Genomic DNA, 15456 nt, shown 5'->3' with positions numbered 1-15456 from the left:
TGATGATTTTATTAGAAGGAAAGACTTGTTATTTAAGGACGCTTTATGAAGAAGATGCTTGGGTATTTGCCAATCTAGTTCATAGAAACCGGGAATATTGGTCCGTTTTTGAACCTAGACATCAAGACTCTTATTTTACAGAAGCTGTCCAAAGAGAAAAAATTCGTGAATCTTTGCATCATATGAAAAATAAACGCGAATATAGTTTCGGTATTTTTGATCAGTTCACTAGTGAACTACTTGGTCATATTTCCATGTATAGCGTCAAGAGATTACCATTTTCTAGTGCATTTATCGGTTACTCTATCGATGAGAAACATGCTGGGAAAGGTATCTCTTCTGAGGCTGTCCAACTTGTCGTCAAATATGGAATGGAATCACTCCAACTCCATCGGATTGAAGCGTATGTATCACCAAGAAATGTTGGATCAATTCGTGTTTTAGAAAAAGCGAAAATGCAACAAGAAGGGTTGCTACGTAAGTTGTTATTTATTAATGGGGTCTGGGAAGATCATTATCTTTATGCAATTATTGAAGATGATTATTGAAAGGGTAAGACCGCTTGGCGGAAATATCGGAAAACGATAAAAAACTGGTTTCTCACTTGAGAAGCCAGTTTTTTTGTCGATTTCCCGGGAAATAAATCGAATCTAAGGGTACATTGTGTACAGATTGAAAAATATATCATATACTATATTCATTAAAACCAATAAGAAAAGTAGGGATTAAAATGAACACTATTCCAAAACCTCTTGTACTAGCAAATCAGTGGACTATTGTCCTTGCTGTCGTAATAGCACTCCTAACACAGAACGCATGGATTTTATTCGTACCACTAGTTTCATGTGTTTTAAGTGTTTTTGTTGGGATTCACCCAGTTATGCTGATCGTAAAGAAATTCTTAAGAAAACCTTTAAATGAATATATACAAGAAGACAAAGATCAATTGAAATTTAATCAGTGGATGGCTATTTCATTTTTAGCGATTGCAGTTATTAGCTATATGTTCAACATGATGACAATCTTTAATATTGCGACTATCATGGTTGGCATCGCTGCAATGGTTGCTATTCTTGGATTCTGTATCGGCTGCTTCATTCGCTTCCAATATCAACAATGGCAGTACAAACGGAAAAAAATTGCATGAAAAAATCGCTTAACCGATAAATTGGTTAAGCGATTTTTTAAATTCTCATATTTGACTATTCATTTCCGTCAACAACAACGTCCAACTTTCCAGTTGCCGGATCAATGACCAATCCATGAACAGGAACATCTTTGACCATTAATGGATGATTTACTACCATGTCAACGCTATTTTTTACGGCTTCTTGTACTTCATTAAAACCTCGAAGCCAATCATCTAATTTGACCCCGGAATACTTAAGCATTTGAATCGTTTCCTCAGAAATACCTCGATTCACCATCTTTTGCATCATTTTTTCTGGATCTATTGCACTCATTCCACAATCGTAATGACCAATTATGTATATCTCATCAGCTTGGAGCTCATACACAGCGACAAGCAGGCTACGCATAATGCCGCCAAAAGGATGATTGATGACTGCACCTGCACTTTTGACCATTTTAACATCACCATTTTTTAAATTCATGGCCTTCGGTAGTAGTTCCACTAATCGTGTATCCATACAAGTTAGGATGACGAGACGTTTATCAGGGAATTTTGTTGTAATAAACGGCTCATACTCTTTATCAGTTACAAATGTTTCATTGTGAATTAAAATTTCGTTTAATAAGGACATATATATACTCCTCCTTTTTTAAGTTCCTCTTTATTGTAATTGATTTCACGTACTACTTGCTACTCTCACGTCACAGATAAGTCACACCTATTTGTCGAATAGGGGGTTATTGATTGAGGCATAGAACTTCCTTAATTAAAATAAAGACATAGTCAAACTGAGGTGAAGGTATTGAATGATCAATTAAAACAAAAAGCGATGACTTTTCTAACTCAATATATAAATGAAAACAATATATCACAGGAAGTTTTTAAAGAGAGACAAAATGCAATCCTTTCTTCTATAGAAAATACAGGTACATATGAACTTAATATGGAAGAACTAAGTTATGGTGCAAAGCTCGCTTGGCGAAATAGCACGAAATGTATCGGTCGTCTATTTTGGGAAACGCTTGATGTATTTGATGCGAGAGATGTAAATTCAGAAAAAGATGTGGAGCGTCATTTGTTACATCATATTAAACACGCCACAAATAACGGCAAAATAAAATCTACGATTACGATTTTTCCTGCACTTCATGAAAGTGAAATACAAAAGGTGAAAATATGGAGTCAGCAATTAATACGATATGCAGGCTATGAAAATAATAGTGGATTAAAAATAGGAGACCCAGCATCTATTCCATTAACGAAAGTAGCTCAAAGGTTGGGCTGGGAGGGGAAGGATGATCATTTCGATATTCTTCCTATTATTTATCAGTGGAATGAACAACCTCCAATAAAGATTGATATTCCTAAGGAATCACTTTTGGAAGTATCAATCGTACATCCCTATGAAAAGAATTGGGATGAATTACAGTTGAAATGGTATGCAGTTCCTATTATTGCCGACCGTTTACTTGAAATTGGTGGATTGTATTATCCTGCACCTTTTAATGGGTGGTATATGGAGACGGAGATTGCAGCAAGAAATTTAGTGGATCCTTATCGTTATAACCGATTGCGAGAAGTAGCCGCAATATTAGGAATGGACACATCTAGTACTACCACATATTGGCGGGATCGAGCATTAGTTGAATTACAACATGCGGTCTATCATTCGTTTAAAAAAGCTGGAGTACAAATGGTGGATCATTATACGGCTGCACAGCAATTTCAAACTTTTAGAGAGAAAGAAGAGAATAAGGAGCGAGAGGTAAGAGGAGACTGGACGTGGCTTATACCACCAGTATCACCTGCACTGACACCGATCTTTCATCAAAAAATTAATTCTGAAGAACTTTCACCAAATTTTGTACCACAGGTTAAACCAGATTTGCTCAAAAAAATAAGCGGGATGAATGAATCATCCCGCGGTAAAAGTTGCCCGTTTCATGTTTGATTAACGGGTAACTTTTTGTATTTTATCCATCATTACTAAAGATCGACCAGTACCGATTGCTACCGATTCCAAAGGATTTGGAGCTAAATGTACAGGTACAGATATTTCATTCGATAACCATTCTTGCATGCCTTTTAATAATGCGCCACCACCAGTTAAAACCACACCTTGGTCGACGATATCACCAGATAGTTCTGGAGGACAGCTTTCAAGAGTAGCACGGATGGCTTCTAAGATAGAAAGTAATGATTCTTTTAACGTTTCTTGAATTTGATCAGAACTAATTGAAATCGTTTTTGGCAGACCAGTCATCACGTCACGTCCACGAACTTCAAGAATTTCAGTCTTGTGAGGAATAAGTGCATATCCAATTTCCATTTTAATGCGTTCAGCAGTACGTTCGCCAATTAACACATTGAACTGTTTACGCACATATTGAATGATATCTTCATCCATGCGATCTCCAGCAACTTTCACTGTGTTGGAAGATACAACACCTCCAAATGAAATGATGCCTACTTCAGTTGTGCCCCCGCCAATATCAACTATGACACTAGCAATTGGTTCACTGACAGGTAAATCTGCACCAATAGCTGCAGCCACAGGTTCTTCTATCAAATGAACCTCTTTTGCACCACTATTTTTCACAGCGTCATGAATCGCACGGCGTTCAACTGAAGTAGCTCCTGAAGGTGTACAAACCATCACATTCGGTTTACGTACGGAACTTCCTAGTTTTTTTCCTACTTTTTTCATTACTAGTTTTAACATTTCGGTTGTGATGTCAAAATCAGCAATTACGCCGTCTTTCATAGGTCGGATCACTGTAATCGAACCTGGTGTTTTTCCAATCATGCTCTTAGCTTCTTCCCCAAAAGCGATAACGTGTTTCGTTTTCGTATCTACCGCTACTACGGAAGGTTCATTTAATATAATGCCTTTATTTTTTGTATATACAAGGATATTTGCAGTACCTAAGTCAATTCCTATATCAAGTCCAGAAAACATTTAGACTCCCCCTTAAACAGTTTGCTACATAAGTATAGAGGATATTAGGTATAATGCCATATGGTACTTACTGGGAAATATCATTTATTTCAAGCGTTTATAGGTCAATTGAAATAGATATTGTGAAATAATTAAGTCGCACTAACTATTTTGTTATATGACTGTTACTTCACTGACTAACAAATGTAATGAAAACGTTAAGTAATAACAAAAAAACAATCGCCCCTAGGGACGATTGCTTAAAAACGAGTTTCAGGTTTTGGATCTATTATTTCTGCATCACGAGATACCATTGCTTTTGTAAGATAATGCATAATTGTAACTCCAGTAACTCCTATTGCAATCATAAATCCAATGACGATGATAATTCCGAAAGTCAAATGAATTCTCCTTTCTACTTAACCAAGTATTTATTACTTAAAAGTATACATGATTAAGAGAAAGAACGATAGAGAAAGAAATTGGATTCTTTGGCAACGATTAAAATGCCCAGTTTCCTTGTTTGAATACTGCTTCTTTTGTTCCGTCTTCCAAGATTCCGTCAATATCCATTGATTCAGAACCAATCATGAAGTCTACATGTGTAATACTTTGGTTTAAACCATGTTCTGCTAGTTCTTCTTGAGACATTTTTTTGCCGCCTTCAAGACAGAAAGCATACGCACTACCAATCGCTAAATGGTTAGATGCATTTTCGTCATAAAGTGTGTTGTAGAACAACAGGCCAGATTCAGAAATCGGCGACTTATGAGGTACTAATGCTACTTCTCCAAGATATTTAGCGCCTTCATCAGTTGCAACAAGTTGCTCTAAAACTTCTTGACCTTCTTTCGCTTTTACACTAACAATTCGACCATTTTCAAACGTGATTTTGAAGTCTTCGATTAAATTACCGCCGTAGCTTAAAGGCTTCGTGCTTGAAACATAACCATTTACACCTGTTTTCAATGGAACTGTAAATACTTCCTCAGTTGGCATGTTTGCCATGAAAGCATCGCCTTTTTCATTGATACTTCCTGCACCACACCATAGATGACCTTTAGGCAATTCGATTGTTAAATCAGTGCCAGGAGCTGTGTAATGTAATTTGTGGTATTTCTTTTCATTTAAATAATCAACTTTTGTATGCAATGTTGCATCATGGTCAGTCCAAGCTTGGATTGGAGATTCGACATCTGCACGAACCGCTTTAAAGATTGCTTCCCAAAGAGCAGGGATTTGTTCTTCAGTTGGAAGCGAAGGGAATACCTTAGCAGCCCAAGCTACTGATGGAGCTGCTACCACAGTCCAGCTGATTTTATCAGATTGTACATATTGACGGTATTTCGACAACGCAGTACCTGATGCTTTTTGGAATGCAGAAATGCGAGAAGATTCAATCCCTTTTAGTAAGTCAGGACTTTGCGACATGATGCTCATAAATGCAGCACCGCCATCAGCTAACGTCATACGTTCTTGAACTTTCCATTCTGGGAACTCAGAAAAAACTTCTTCAGGTGCTAATTCAAAGCGAGTGCGAGTGATCACATCATCAGACCAATCAACATATACATTTTTAGCACCAACTTCATAAGCCGTTTTAACCAATAAGCGAACGAATTTTGGATTATCGATTGTTGCAGCAATATATAAGTTTTGACCAGGTTGAATATTTACGCCAACTTTAACTGCTAACTCAGCGTAGTTCGTTAATTTTTCATTAAAATTTGTCATTCAGTAAAAACTCCTTTTCGATCAGTCTACTTCTATAGTAGCAATTTTCTAAGGAGTAAATCAATTGTAAAATTCGTATGTCGAAATAAATAAGAGAATGTTGTTTTTTTTGCCTACTTTACTTCAAAAAAATGCTTAGAATCCGAAATAAGTAGAAGAAAGAGAATTTTGGGGGTACAGAAATGGATTTATCATCAGTTGTTGGACTTATTTTGGCATTTATAGCCTTACTTGCAGGGATGATTTTTAAAGGAGCAGGACTACATGTATTAATAAACCCTGCGGCTTTCTTAATTATAATTGTTGGAACAGTAGCGGCAGTTACAATTGCCTTTCCTATGAATGAATTAAAGCGAGTTCCAAAATTATTCAAACTAATATTTAAAGAACAGAAACTACAATCAGACGGTGAAATCATTCAACTATTTTCTCAATGGGCTGATTTAGCAAGAAGAGAAGGGTTATTAGCTTTGGAGGGCAAAGCTGGTGATGTAGATGACCTGTTTTTAAAAAATGGTCTTACGCTTGCAATTGATGGACAAAATGCGGATTATATCCGAGACGTTTTAACTGAAGAAGTAGAAGCAATGGAAGAACGTCATTTAAGTGGTGCACTTATATTTACTCAAGCGGGTACATACGCTCCAACCTTAGGGGTATTAGGAGCGGTTATTGGTTTAATCGCGGCATTAAAAGATTTAAATGACATCGATAAACTTGGATACGCCATCTCAGCTGCTTTTGTGGCAACATTGCTAGGAATTTTCACTGGATATGTGCTATGGCATCCATTTGCAAATAAATTAAAACGCAAATCAAAACAAGAAGTACGTCAAAAAATGATGATGATTGAAGGGATTCTTTCGGTTTTAGAGGGAGAAGCTCCACGTGTTATTGAACAAAAGCTTTCTTCTTACTTATCTTTGGAAGAACGACAAAAAATAATGGGCGAAAGCGGGGCGGATGGCCTTGGCAAGGAAGCATAAGAAACATCGGCATGAAGAACATATAGATGAATCTTGGCTAATTCCCTACGCAGATTTATTGACACTGTTATTAGCATTATTTATCGTGTTATTTGCTTCGAGTACAGTAGATGTTCAGAAGCTTGAAAACTTATCCGTTGTATTTAATGAAATTTTTGATGGTGGTATGGGTGTTATGGAAAACCCATCACCAGCTCCACTGCCTATTCCAGAGGCTCCAAATGAGTCAGATCAAGAAAGTTCAGCATTCATTGAAGATCAAAAATCACTCGAAGAAATTCAAAATAGAGTCGATGAGTATATTGCAGTCAACGAACTTGAGAGTCAATTAGCTACTGAGTTAACAGACGAAGGTTTACTATTAACCATTCGTGACAGTGTTTTATTTGACCCTGGTAGCGCAAATATCAAATCCGAATATAGTCAAATTGCTGAAGAAATAGCAACTTTGTTAGAATTCGATCCTCCAAGAAGCATCATCGTTACAGGACACACTGATAATATTCCAATGAATACATCAGAGTTTGCTTCCAACTGGGAACTAAGTGTTATGCGTGCTGTGAACTTTTTGAAAATGGTTGTTGAAAATCCAGATTTAAATCCATTGCTATTTAGCGCAAAAGGATATGGAGAATTTAAACCGATCGCATCAAATGACACAGCTGAAGGTAGAGCACAAAATAGACGTGTTGAAGTTTTGATTCAACCATTAGTATTGAAAGATGGAACTGAGTCGAATACAAATTAATAAATAATATTCAAAATAAACACGGGGCTGTTCCAAGAGTCCCATCATAGAAACAGGTAGAGAAAAATATGAATTTTTCTCTACCTGTTTTTTGATGATTGTATTAATGGGAGAGGTTGGATTTTAATAAAAATATATAAGTACGACTGATTTACTCCTGCCATGCTTTTATAATATCCCCCGTCTTAGTTGGATATTTATGTTAAAATTATCATGAGATTGTAAAGGAATATGGTTAAAATAACCCAGCAGGATAGTTCAATTAATCATGAGATTTTTAGGGGGATTTTTTATGAATATAGTTAATATGTCAATTGTAATATCTATTGTAGTATCCATTGTTGGATTATTAGCTCTTTATGGAGTTATCGAAGCAGCAGTTAGAAATGGAATTAACAGTTCAATTATCGGGCAATTTCTTGAAAAAAAGAATGAAATTGAAGAAGATAAAAAATCTTTTCTAGATGATGATTTAGATAACAAGAATTAACGCCATCTTCCACCAACTTCTTCAACTAACGGTGCAGGTTAGTGAAAGATGTAATTTTAAAAGAGAATTGGGGAGAATCAGATGTTGCCAGATGGAATTGTTTTAGTAGCAAGTGTGTCAATTTTTAATGACGATAAAGTCCTGATTATAAAGGAGAATAAACCTACTGCAATTGAGAAGTGGAACTTTCCAAGTGGTCATGTCGAAAACGGTGAGGACATTCTTTATTCAGCTAAGAGGGAAGTTAAAGAGGAAACAGGGTTTGATGTAAAACTAATTGGTACTACTGGTGTATATAATTTTGTTAGTAATACAAACAATCAAGTTATTTTATTTCATTTTGTTGGTGAGGTTACAGGAGGTTCTCTAAATCTCGAAGAAGATATAATTTCTGACAGCAAGTGGATAAAAGTAAATGAACTTGTAACATTTGAAAATAATGACTTACGAGAACCCAGTGTAATGAAACAAATAATTAATAACTTACTACAAGACAGAATATACCCAATTAGCGTGTATAATGAGCAACTAATTTGAATCGCCGTTGTTCAACTCCCATGAAAGAACGTAATATTCTTTCATTATCTGTGGTGTAGATATTATTTTTGAGATACATGGATGGCTAACGGGTGCTTTACTTGAAGAAGGATATAGGTTTGTGTTTGTGGAATTCTTTTTGAATAGAGACAGGGGGTATTTTAAATGTCAGACATAATAAAAAATCAAAAATGTATTATTCGAACAGTAGAATTAGAAGATGCTGAAGCACTTATAGAAATATCAGCTTCCGTTATTTCTGAAGGAGATTATTTTATCGTAGTATCTGAGGAATTAGAAAAAATGTCAATTGAACAAGAAAAGGAACAAATTCAAAAGATAATAAATAATGATAAAGAAACTTTAATTGTTGCTGAAATAAATGATGTCGTTGTAGGATCAATAGTATTTCGATCTAATAACAAAAAAAGATTATCTCATACTGGTTCAATTTCAATGTCTTTAAGTAGAGACTATAGAGGTGCTGGAATCGGGAAAATTCTTCTGCAAACATTACTGGATTGGGCTAAAAAACACCCTCTTATTGAAAAGGTAAGTTTAGGGGTATTCGCCACTAATCATAGAGCGATATCTTTATACAAGAGCGTGGGTTTTATTGAGGAAGGACGTTTAATAAAAGAATATAAGATAGATGAAGATAAATATGTAGATGATATTCTTATGTATAAGTGCGTTAAATAATGTTTTGTTTATACTTATTTGGTATTTAATTATTGGGATTAAATTTCACTAACGGGTGCTTTACTTCATTAAGAAGTAAAGCTTTTTTCTATTTCAATAAAAGCAACGAATCAGTAGAATTAGAAGGGTTTTTTAGGGTGAATGTGGAATTAGTTAATATATGTAAAATTTTTTAGAATGAATAAATATGATGAAGATCTAAACTGCCCTAAGATTACAGTGGAAATTGCGGAGTATATACAGAACTTTTCATCTACAATGAAGGGATTGAGTGAAATGGAAGAATCGCTGAAAGCTGCTTTGGAGATGCGCCGGGACGGAGATTTATTTGGGTCAAACAAGCTTCTCATAGAACTTGTTTTACAGAACCCGGATCATGCGATACTACATTATGAGTGCGCGTGCAGCTACGATGTTTTGGCACAAGAAGAGGAAGCGATCCCTTTTTACGGTCGAGCACTCGAACTCGGTCTGTCCGATAAGGAAGCAGTAAATGCCTATACCCAGCTCGGTTCGCTATACCGGCTGCATGGCCGGCTCATGGAATCCGAAAACGTTTTAATGACAGGGATGATGCGGTTTTGGGATGTCGGTCTTCTTAAAATCTTCTACGCATTTACCATGTATGACCTGGGGAAGCCAGGAGAGGCAATGAGTTGGATGACACACGCTATTCTGGATGCCGCGGTAGATCAAGAAATCTTCTTGAACCACCGGGTAATTAGTTATCTTGGAAGCAATCTGGATGTTCAGAATATCATGAAAAGTCCTATCACATGGGTTAATAGTGGAAGCAAGACTTTAGAAAACGAGAAGAGCATTGTAGAAAAAGTGGAGGCAGTTTTAAAGGTTTTTGAACCGACGTATTTCCACGGAGCGTGGGTATTCGAGTTTGATCGCTATGACCTGCATTTTACGGACCTAGACGATGAAACCCGACGAGCGGCAGTCGCTGCTTTCGCAATTATGGTCGGTATATGGGAGACTGAGAGCGCCCTTTCGTTCATGCCACAGCATGAACGGAAGTACTCAGGTGACTACGATCCGGGCGAACCTCATTTCGAGCTTAATGGCTACATCAGCTCCTTTTATTCGAATTATAAAACCGTTCAGCAAGAGTTCCCAGTAATGACGGCATATATCATTGGTTGTTTGGACGCTATTGATAAAAAGAGTAAGATCGGGTTGGAACAAAAATTCCCTGAAATTGATTCAATCCTATTTAGACAATTCCGGGAAGAGATACTTCTGCCAAGTCGGCAAATAAAGAAAAAACTTCCTCCGTTCGAAGATTTCCTCGAGGAAATTGGATGGAACCTTTCATACAGAGCATGGTAATGGATTTCTCAAGGAAGAGTGCTCCAAATCGGAACTCTGGACGAAATCCGAGTGGCGATCATCAGGATGATTAGCAGCCCTTTTTCTTATTGAACTAACGCTGCAGTTTAGTTCAATAAGATGAAACCTTGTTTAGTTGATTTTCGACTGAAGAACATTGGAGGAATTAAATGAAAAAAGTTTATTTATTTTTAGCTGTATTCTTTATTTCCTTTTTATTGATTGCTTGTAATGAGCAGACAGTTAAAGAACACAAAGAAAATATCACTAAAGGAAACCCTACCGTTGCAGATATATTATTAGATAATACGGGTGCAGATATTTTACTGTTAAATGGAATCGTATATAAAAATGCGGTGGATATTGCCTGGGTTAACGAAGAGGACCTAACTTTAGGCAAAGAAGTAGCAGTAATTAAGAAACAAACTAAAGATGCGGAAGAATTTACGGATGGTGTTGCCACCAAACTAAACGTTGGAACTAAAATATACGAATCCGTTGGAAATGGAAATATCTATATTGCAGTTGTTAAGGGTAAAGAAATTCGTTATTTAGGTTTAATTGAAGGCTAATCCTTCCTTCACTAACGGGTGCGTTGATCTAAGAAGGATTAACGCTTTTTTTGTTGAACTTATTTAAATAACGCAGCAGGTTAGTTCAATTAGAGGTATTAAGCACATAACATTTATTGGGGGAAATGCTTTGAAAAAATTACTGAATTGGAGTTATTTTTGGGTTTTATTTGTCGGCATCTTAATAGGGTATTTTGGGATACCTATGCTAACTCGTTTATACTTTCTCATATTTAACTAACGAAGCAAGTTAGTAAGTTAGTTCAATAAGAACTAACCTTATTTTGAACAGAATAAAACAGTGAAAATAGATTGGATATGGGGGTATTAATATTGGATGAAATGGAAACAAAAATTCAAAGAAGTATAAAGAAAAAAAGAATTTTAAATTTTATAATTGTTGGTTTTATTTTGATTGGGACCTTATTTTATTTTATTAAGTTGCCAGTAAATATGGCAGGTTGGTTTGTACCCTTCAAAGTAGAAATACCTAACTATATTCCATTGAATGTTGACAATAGTTACGTTAAAGTAGTTGGTATTAATAGGGTTAAGATAGTGTATGAAAATCTAGACGAATCTTTAACTACCTGGGCAACAAGCGAAATTGGTTGGAATAATGTATCTAGTTGGGACGAAAAAATAACCTTGGAAAATGGTACAACAGCATATTATAACGTTAAAGATGATGTACAAATGATTAGTTGGCGAATGGACAAAGTAGAGTATGCAATTGATTACACAGGAGATAAGTCGTTACCTAAAGATGAATTGATTAAAGTAGCTTCTTCTATAAAAGAGAAAGTTAAAAAACAGTAAAATCTTCGTTCTTTTTTAACTAACGGGTGCTTTACTTGAAGATCATTGAGCTGCTTAGACAGCTCTTTTCTTATTGAACTAACGCAGCAGTTTAGTTCAATAAACAGGTAGAACCTGAAGGTATATCGAAGTAGTTAATGGAATGGAAGTGATTTTTTGAAAAATGGTTGGATTTCGATAGTTAGTGGCTTAATTATAGGTTTGATAATTTCACACTTTACACTTGAATATAACGGGTTGACTATTATTCATATGAATAAAGATGGTGAAGTTAAAAAAACTATAAACGATTTAGATTTTAACCTTATAACAAATTCCTTTTTAATAGTTGTGGCTTCAATTATTGTGATTTCAATACTTCTAAATATACTTGATAAATATAGAAACAATAAAATTCCTTATTAAGCTAACGAAGCAGGTTAGTTAAACAAAGATTGTAAAAAAATCTATTATTGGAAAAAGTAATAGGTAAATCGGGAGGTAAATAAATGGAAAATTCATTGCAAATGAGAACAGAGGCTACTTATTCGTTGAACTTTTTGGTATATCTCCAAAATATATTTCTTAATCAAAATCAGAGTAAAGAAGAGTTCAAATTCCCATACATACCAATTAAGTATATCTTTCAGGAGGATTTTGAATTTTGTTTTAAAAAGTTATGGGATGAAGTATCACTAAGAATTTCTGAACATCCTATGAATGATATAAAAATTTTCAATGAAGAGAAGGATTTATTTTATCAAAGATTATTCAAAGAAAGTGACGATAATCTAACGGGTTATACTGAAATATATCAATCTTATAAAATTTGGTGGGACAGCTTTGCTGGACGTTTTCCAGTAGAAAGGTCTATTGATGATGTAGGACAAAAATTATATATCGAATTGACGAATTCACTGGTACAAAAAGAAATTGCACCTCAAAAAGAATTGAATATTAGTTTAATTTATGATGAATGTCTATTAGCTAATTTAGATGTCTCTTCTTATTTTGCAGTTTTTTCTACAAAAGATTTTTTTGTTAATTACAAAGAGATGGTTCCTAAATTACTTAAACATTTTTAAATTAACTGGAGCTTAAGTTAATGATCATTGGGCTGCGTAGTCAGCTCTTTTTCTTACTGAACTAAAGCAACAGTTTTGTTTAAGAAGGATTAGACGAACAACCATAAACAATCATTATTGACTAAGGAGGAAAACGCTATGTTCTTAGGGGATATCATTTATCAATTTATCATTTTCGGTGGTTTGGCAATAATTTTAGTTGTTCTAGGTTATTTGTTTTTTAAAAAGACTAAGAAAAACTAATAATTTTCTTACTAACGGGTGCTTTACTTCAAGAAGAGGTAAGGGCTTTTGCATGTTGAACTAACGCAGCAGTTTAGTTTAATTAAAGGTATTAAGCACATAAAGAAATGCTTTGAAAAGTTTACTGAAATGGAGTAATTTTTGGGTGTTATTTGTCGGTATCTTAATAGGATATTTTGGGATACCTATGCTAACTCGTTTATACTTTTTCATATTTAACTAACAGGGCAGTTTAGTTGAACAAGAAATAAAAACTAATGAAAATTGGATGTGTAAAAGTGAAGAGACCTATAGGCGTTTCATTGATAAGTTATTTTTATATTTTTGGTGCAATTGTTTTATTATTTTCAGCTATTTTTTATAGTGCTGATGCTAATCCTATTGGTATAGGCTGAAAGGTTTGGACTGCCGAATGTACCTGAACGATTGATGTTAGTAATTGTAGCTTTATTCTCATTGGGAATGGTCTATGGTTATATAAGATTGAAAAAATGGGGTTTTTGGACAATGATAATCTATTCTGTTCTTTTTGGAATAGTCAGTTCTCTACTTATAACTAATCAATCACATCAACCATATTTAGGGAACTTAATTTGGTCAATTATCGCATTAGCTTATACAATTTATGTAAAAAAAGAATTTTTCAAAACAAACTTTTAACATTAGATAAAAACATATTACTCCTTCTTCCACTAAAGGGTGCTTTAGTAATAATAGACACTTAAAAACTTGAGCTTAGTATCTTTGATTTCATATCGGGGAGCAAAGCGAGTGCCAGAATAGGTTTGAAAAAAGAGGCTATCCCAAAAAGTCATCATCGATGACCTTTTCGGACAGCTTTTTTGTTTATTCAAAATTCAATTCAGTTCATGCGTAGCTTCATTCAAACCGTCAGCAATGCTTGCTACTTGTGCAGAAGCACTTGAAATTTCCGCTATTACCGAACTGAAAGAATCAATTTCTTTTTCAATCAAATTATTTTGTTCTTTATTCAGAAGCATAGATTTGATAATTTCTTTAAAAGCTTGATTTGTTTCGTTCATAATAGTAGATCCATTTTGAATGATTTCCTCCACTTCATAGACAGAAGCTGAAACATTACTTACTTGAATGTTTGTTTCAGTAATCAATTTGGATACATCTAATATAGATTTTTTTGTTAGGTCTGATAACTTACGTATCTCATTTGCAACTACACTAAATCCTTTTCCATACTCCCCAGCTCGGGCAGATTCAATGGAAGCATTTAAAGCTAAGAGATTCGTTTGCTCGGAAATGGACTTAATAATAGAAATGACTTCAAAAATCTGCTTTGATATTCGTTCTAACTCATTAGAGTTTAGGATGATTTTCTCCACACTTTTTTTAGTGAAGTCTAAACTTTCCTGAGATTTTTGTAAGTGAATCATCCCATTATTTGAATAGGTTTCAGCTTTGATAGATAATTCCGAACCGTGTTTGGCTAAATTTACAATAGCAACAGATTGACCTGTCAAATATTCAATGGAAGCACTGGTTTCTTCAGCAATTGCAGCAAGTTCTTCAGCAGTAGTTCCAACTTGTTTAATTTTATTTCTTTTTTCTTCTTGAAGTCTACGATGATTTTCCATCTCTTCCTCATAGGCTTCTAAAACTAATTGCTGTTCTAAATTCAATAATTTACTCACTGATTTGATTGAGTTAACGAAATCCACTCTATTCTCAATTTGTCTATCGAAAAGATCTACCAAAGAATTTAATAGGTTTTGAAAAGCACTAATATACCATTTCGTATTTAAGCCAACTTTTACGTGCACATGAGCAATTTTAATTCTCTTTCCAATAAATTCTTCATCAATGATACCTGTGAAGAGTTCTAGTATATGTTTTTTAAAGGTCATTTTTAGCTTGTCCACAGAACTAAATGTATCAATAATAAGTTGCAAATTAGGTTGTTTTGTAATGTTTTCATAAAACTGATCTACAATGAAATTGATATGATCTGTAACAATTGGCTCTAGCTCTTTTATAAAGGTTAAATCTAATGCAGTAAGAGAAATAACATCTGTTTGTCTAGCCAATTCACTTCCTGGAGGAATGTCAAAATGAATTTGATTAGCTAAACTTTTCTCAGTTAAAGTTTGATGTTTTTTCGACTTCATTATAAACAACAT

At 34.7% G+C, this 15456-nt stretch carries 18 protein-coding genes; 13 read left to right on the top strand and 5 right to left on the bottom strand.

The window, feature by feature from the left end; translation table 11 throughout:
* Positions 1-2 precede the first annotated feature (2 nt).
* Positions 3-548 (top strand): GNAT family N-acetyltransferase, encoded by a 546-nt coding sequence (locus AC3EA5_RS09035; protein ID WP_488608025.1) that lies wholly within the window; start codon positions 3-5, stop codon positions 546-548.
* Between the two features lie 182 nt (positions 549-730).
* Positions 731-1147 (top strand): DUF4395 domain-containing protein, encoded by a 417-nt coding sequence (locus AC3EA5_RS09030; protein ID WP_488608024.1) that lies wholly within the window; start codon positions 731-733, stop codon positions 1145-1147.
* A 55-nt stretch (positions 1148-1202) separates the two neighbouring features.
* Here the strand turns inward: AC3EA5_RS09030 and AC3EA5_RS09025 are convergent, their stop codons facing one another.
* Positions 1203-1763: a beta-class carbonic anhydrase gene (locus AC3EA5_RS09025; protein ID WP_488608023.1), complete on the bottom strand. Its 561-nt coding sequence runs from the start codon at positions 1761-1763 to the stop codon at positions 1203-1205.
* 171 nt (positions 1764-1934) lie between these two features.
* Between AC3EA5_RS09025 and AC3EA5_RS09020 the strand changes: the two genes are divergently transcribed.
* Entirely contained in the window at positions 1935-3083 is a 1149-nt protein-coding gene (locus AC3EA5_RS09020) for a nitric oxide synthase oxygenase (protein ID WP_488608022.1), read from the top strand.
* Here AC3EA5_RS09020 and mreBH read toward each other — a convergent pair whose 3' ends face one another.
* The 3 genes from mreBH to AC3EA5_RS09005 all read right to left on the bottom strand — a co-directional run bounded on the left by mreBH (position 3084) and on the right by AC3EA5_RS09005 (position 5804).
* Positions 3084-4091: a rod-share determining protein MreBH gene (gene mreBH, locus AC3EA5_RS09015; protein WP_488608021.1), complete on the bottom strand. Its 1008-nt coding sequence runs from the start codon at positions 4089-4091 to the stop codon at positions 3084-3086. It abuts the gene before it with no gap.
* 239 nt (positions 4092-4330) lie between these two features.
* Positions 4331-4471, bottom strand: coding sequence for a hypothetical protein (locus AC3EA5_RS09010; protein ID WP_394188994.1), 141 nt, complete (start codon positions 4469-4471; stop codon positions 4331-4333).
* A 100-nt stretch (positions 4472-4571) separates the two neighbouring features.
* Entirely contained in the window at positions 4572-5804 is a 1233-nt protein-coding gene (locus tag AC3EA5_RS09005; RefSeq protein WP_488608020.1) for an aminopeptidase, read from the bottom strand.
* Between the two features lie 182 nt (positions 5805-5986).
* Here AC3EA5_RS09005 and motA point away from each other — a divergent pair, with 182 nt between their 5' ends.
* The 10 genes from motA (at position 5987) to AC3EA5_RS08955 (ending at position 13060) form a co-directional block, all read left to right on the top strand.
* The gene (gene motA / locus AC3EA5_RS09000) at positions 5987-6790 is read left to right on the top strand and encodes a flagellar motor stator protein MotA (protein WP_394188998.1); all 804 of its coding nucleotides are present in this window, start codon (positions 5987-5989) and stop codon (positions 6788-6790) included.
* Complete coding sequence (gene motB, locus AC3EA5_RS08995) at positions 6774-7538, top strand: flagellar motor protein MotB (protein WP_394189000.1); 765 nt, start codon at positions 6774-6776, stop codon at positions 7536-7538. The genes motA and motB overlap by 17 nt, the downstream gene beginning before the upstream one ends.
* A gap of 292 nt (positions 7539-7830) precedes the next feature.
* Complete coding sequence (locus AC3EA5_RS08990) at positions 7831-8028, top strand: DUF6019 family protein (protein WP_488608019.1); 198 nt, start codon at positions 7831-7833, stop codon at positions 8026-8028.
* Between the two features lie 81 nt (positions 8029-8109).
* Positions 8110-8565 (top strand): NUDIX domain-containing protein, encoded by a 456-nt coding sequence (locus tag AC3EA5_RS08985; protein WP_488608018.1) that lies wholly within the window; start codon positions 8110-8112, stop codon positions 8563-8565.
* Between the two features lie 165 nt (positions 8566-8730).
* Positions 8731-9267, top strand: coding sequence for a GNAT family N-acetyltransferase (locus AC3EA5_RS08980; RefSeq protein WP_488608017.1), 537 nt, complete (start codon positions 8731-8733; stop codon positions 9265-9267).
* Between the two features lie 177 nt (positions 9268-9444).
* Entirely contained in the window at positions 9445-10605 is a 1161-nt protein-coding gene (locus tag AC3EA5_RS08975; protein WP_488608016.1) for a tetratricopeptide repeat protein, read from the top strand.
* A 170-nt stretch (positions 10606-10775) separates the two neighbouring features.
* Positions 10776-11177, top strand: coding sequence for a hypothetical protein (locus AC3EA5_RS08970; protein ID WP_488608015.1), 402 nt, complete (start codon positions 10776-10778; stop codon positions 11175-11177).
* 342 nt (positions 11178-11519) lie between these two features.
* Positions 11520-11996: a DUF4367 domain-containing protein gene (locus AC3EA5_RS08965; RefSeq protein ID WP_488608207.1), complete on the top strand. Its 477-nt coding sequence runs from the start codon at positions 11520-11522 to the stop codon at positions 11994-11996.
* 156 nt (positions 11997-12152) lie between these two features.
* Positions 12153-12401, top strand: coding sequence for a hypothetical protein (locus AC3EA5_RS08960; RefSeq protein WP_488608014.1), 249 nt, complete (start codon positions 12153-12155; stop codon positions 12399-12401).
* Between the two features lie 83 nt (positions 12402-12484).
* Positions 12485-13060, top strand: coding sequence for a hypothetical protein (locus AC3EA5_RS08955; protein WP_488608013.1), 576 nt, complete (start codon positions 12485-12487; stop codon positions 13058-13060).
* Between the two features lie 1100 nt (positions 13061-14160).
* On the opposite strand, the gene AC3EA5_RS08950 is transcribed toward AC3EA5_RS08955, so the two are convergent.
* Positions 14161-15456: a protoglobin domain-containing protein gene (locus AC3EA5_RS08950; RefSeq protein WP_488608012.1), complete on the bottom strand. Its 1296-nt coding sequence runs from the start codon at positions 15454-15456 to the stop codon at positions 14161-14163.

This window comes from Paenisporosarcina sp. (assembly GCF_057785155.1).
The sequence above is the reverse complement of the archived record's forward strand: the minus strand, read 5'-3'. Positions and strand labels throughout refer to the sequence as shown.

Excerpts from the sequence above, each read along its gene's own strand:
- AC3EA5_RS09035 (WP_488608025.1), top strand. The coding sequence starts at position 3 with ATGATTTTATTAGAAGGAAAGACTTGTTATTTAAGGACGCTTTATGAA.
- AC3EA5_RS09030 (WP_488608024.1), top strand. The coding sequence starts at position 731 with ATGAACACTATTCCAAAACCTCTTGTACTAGCAAATCAGTGGACTATT.
- AC3EA5_RS09025 (WP_488608023.1), bottom strand. The coding sequence starts at position 1,763 with ATGTCCTTATTAAACGAAATTTTAATTCACAATGAAACATTTGTAACT.
- mreBH (WP_488608021.1), bottom strand. The coding sequence starts at position 4,091 with ATGTTTTCTGGACTTGATATAGGAATTGACTTAGGTACTGCAAATATC.
- AC3EA5_RS09005 (WP_488608020.1), bottom strand. The coding sequence starts at position 5,804 with ATGACAAATTTTAATGAAAAATTAACGAACTACGCTGAGTTAGCAGTT.
- motA (WP_394188998.1), top strand. The coding sequence starts at position 5,987 with ATGGATTTATCATCAGTTGTTGGACTTATTTTGGCATTTATAGCCTTA.
- AC3EA5_RS08990 (WP_488608019.1), top strand. The coding sequence starts at position 7,831 with ATGAATATAGTTAATATGTCAATTGTAATATCTATTGTAGTATCCATT.
- AC3EA5_RS08985 (WP_488608018.1), top strand. The coding sequence starts at position 8,110 with ATGTTGCCAGATGGAATTGTTTTAGTAGCAAGTGTGTCAATTTTTAAT.
- AC3EA5_RS08980 (WP_488608017.1), top strand. The coding sequence starts at position 8,731 with ATGTCAGACATAATAAAAAATCAAAAATGTATTATTCGAACAGTAGAA.
- AC3EA5_RS08975 (WP_488608016.1), top strand. The coding sequence starts at position 9,445 with ATGAATAAATATGATGAAGATCTAAACTGCCCTAAGATTACAGTGGAA.
- AC3EA5_RS08970 (WP_488608015.1), top strand. The coding sequence starts at position 10,776 with ATGAAAAAAGTTTATTTATTTTTAGCTGTATTCTTTATTTCCTTTTTA.
- AC3EA5_RS08965 (WP_488608207.1), top strand. The coding sequence starts at position 11,520 with ATGGAAACAAAAATTCAAAGAAGTATAAAGAAAAAAAGAATTTTAAAT.
- AC3EA5_RS08955 (WP_488608013.1), top strand. The coding sequence starts at position 12,485 with ATGGAAAATTCATTGCAAATGAGAACAGAGGCTACTTATTCGTTGAAC.
- AC3EA5_RS08950 (WP_488608012.1), bottom strand. The coding sequence starts at position 15,456 with ATGTTGTTTATAATGAAGTCGAAAAAACATCAAACTTTAACTGAGAAA.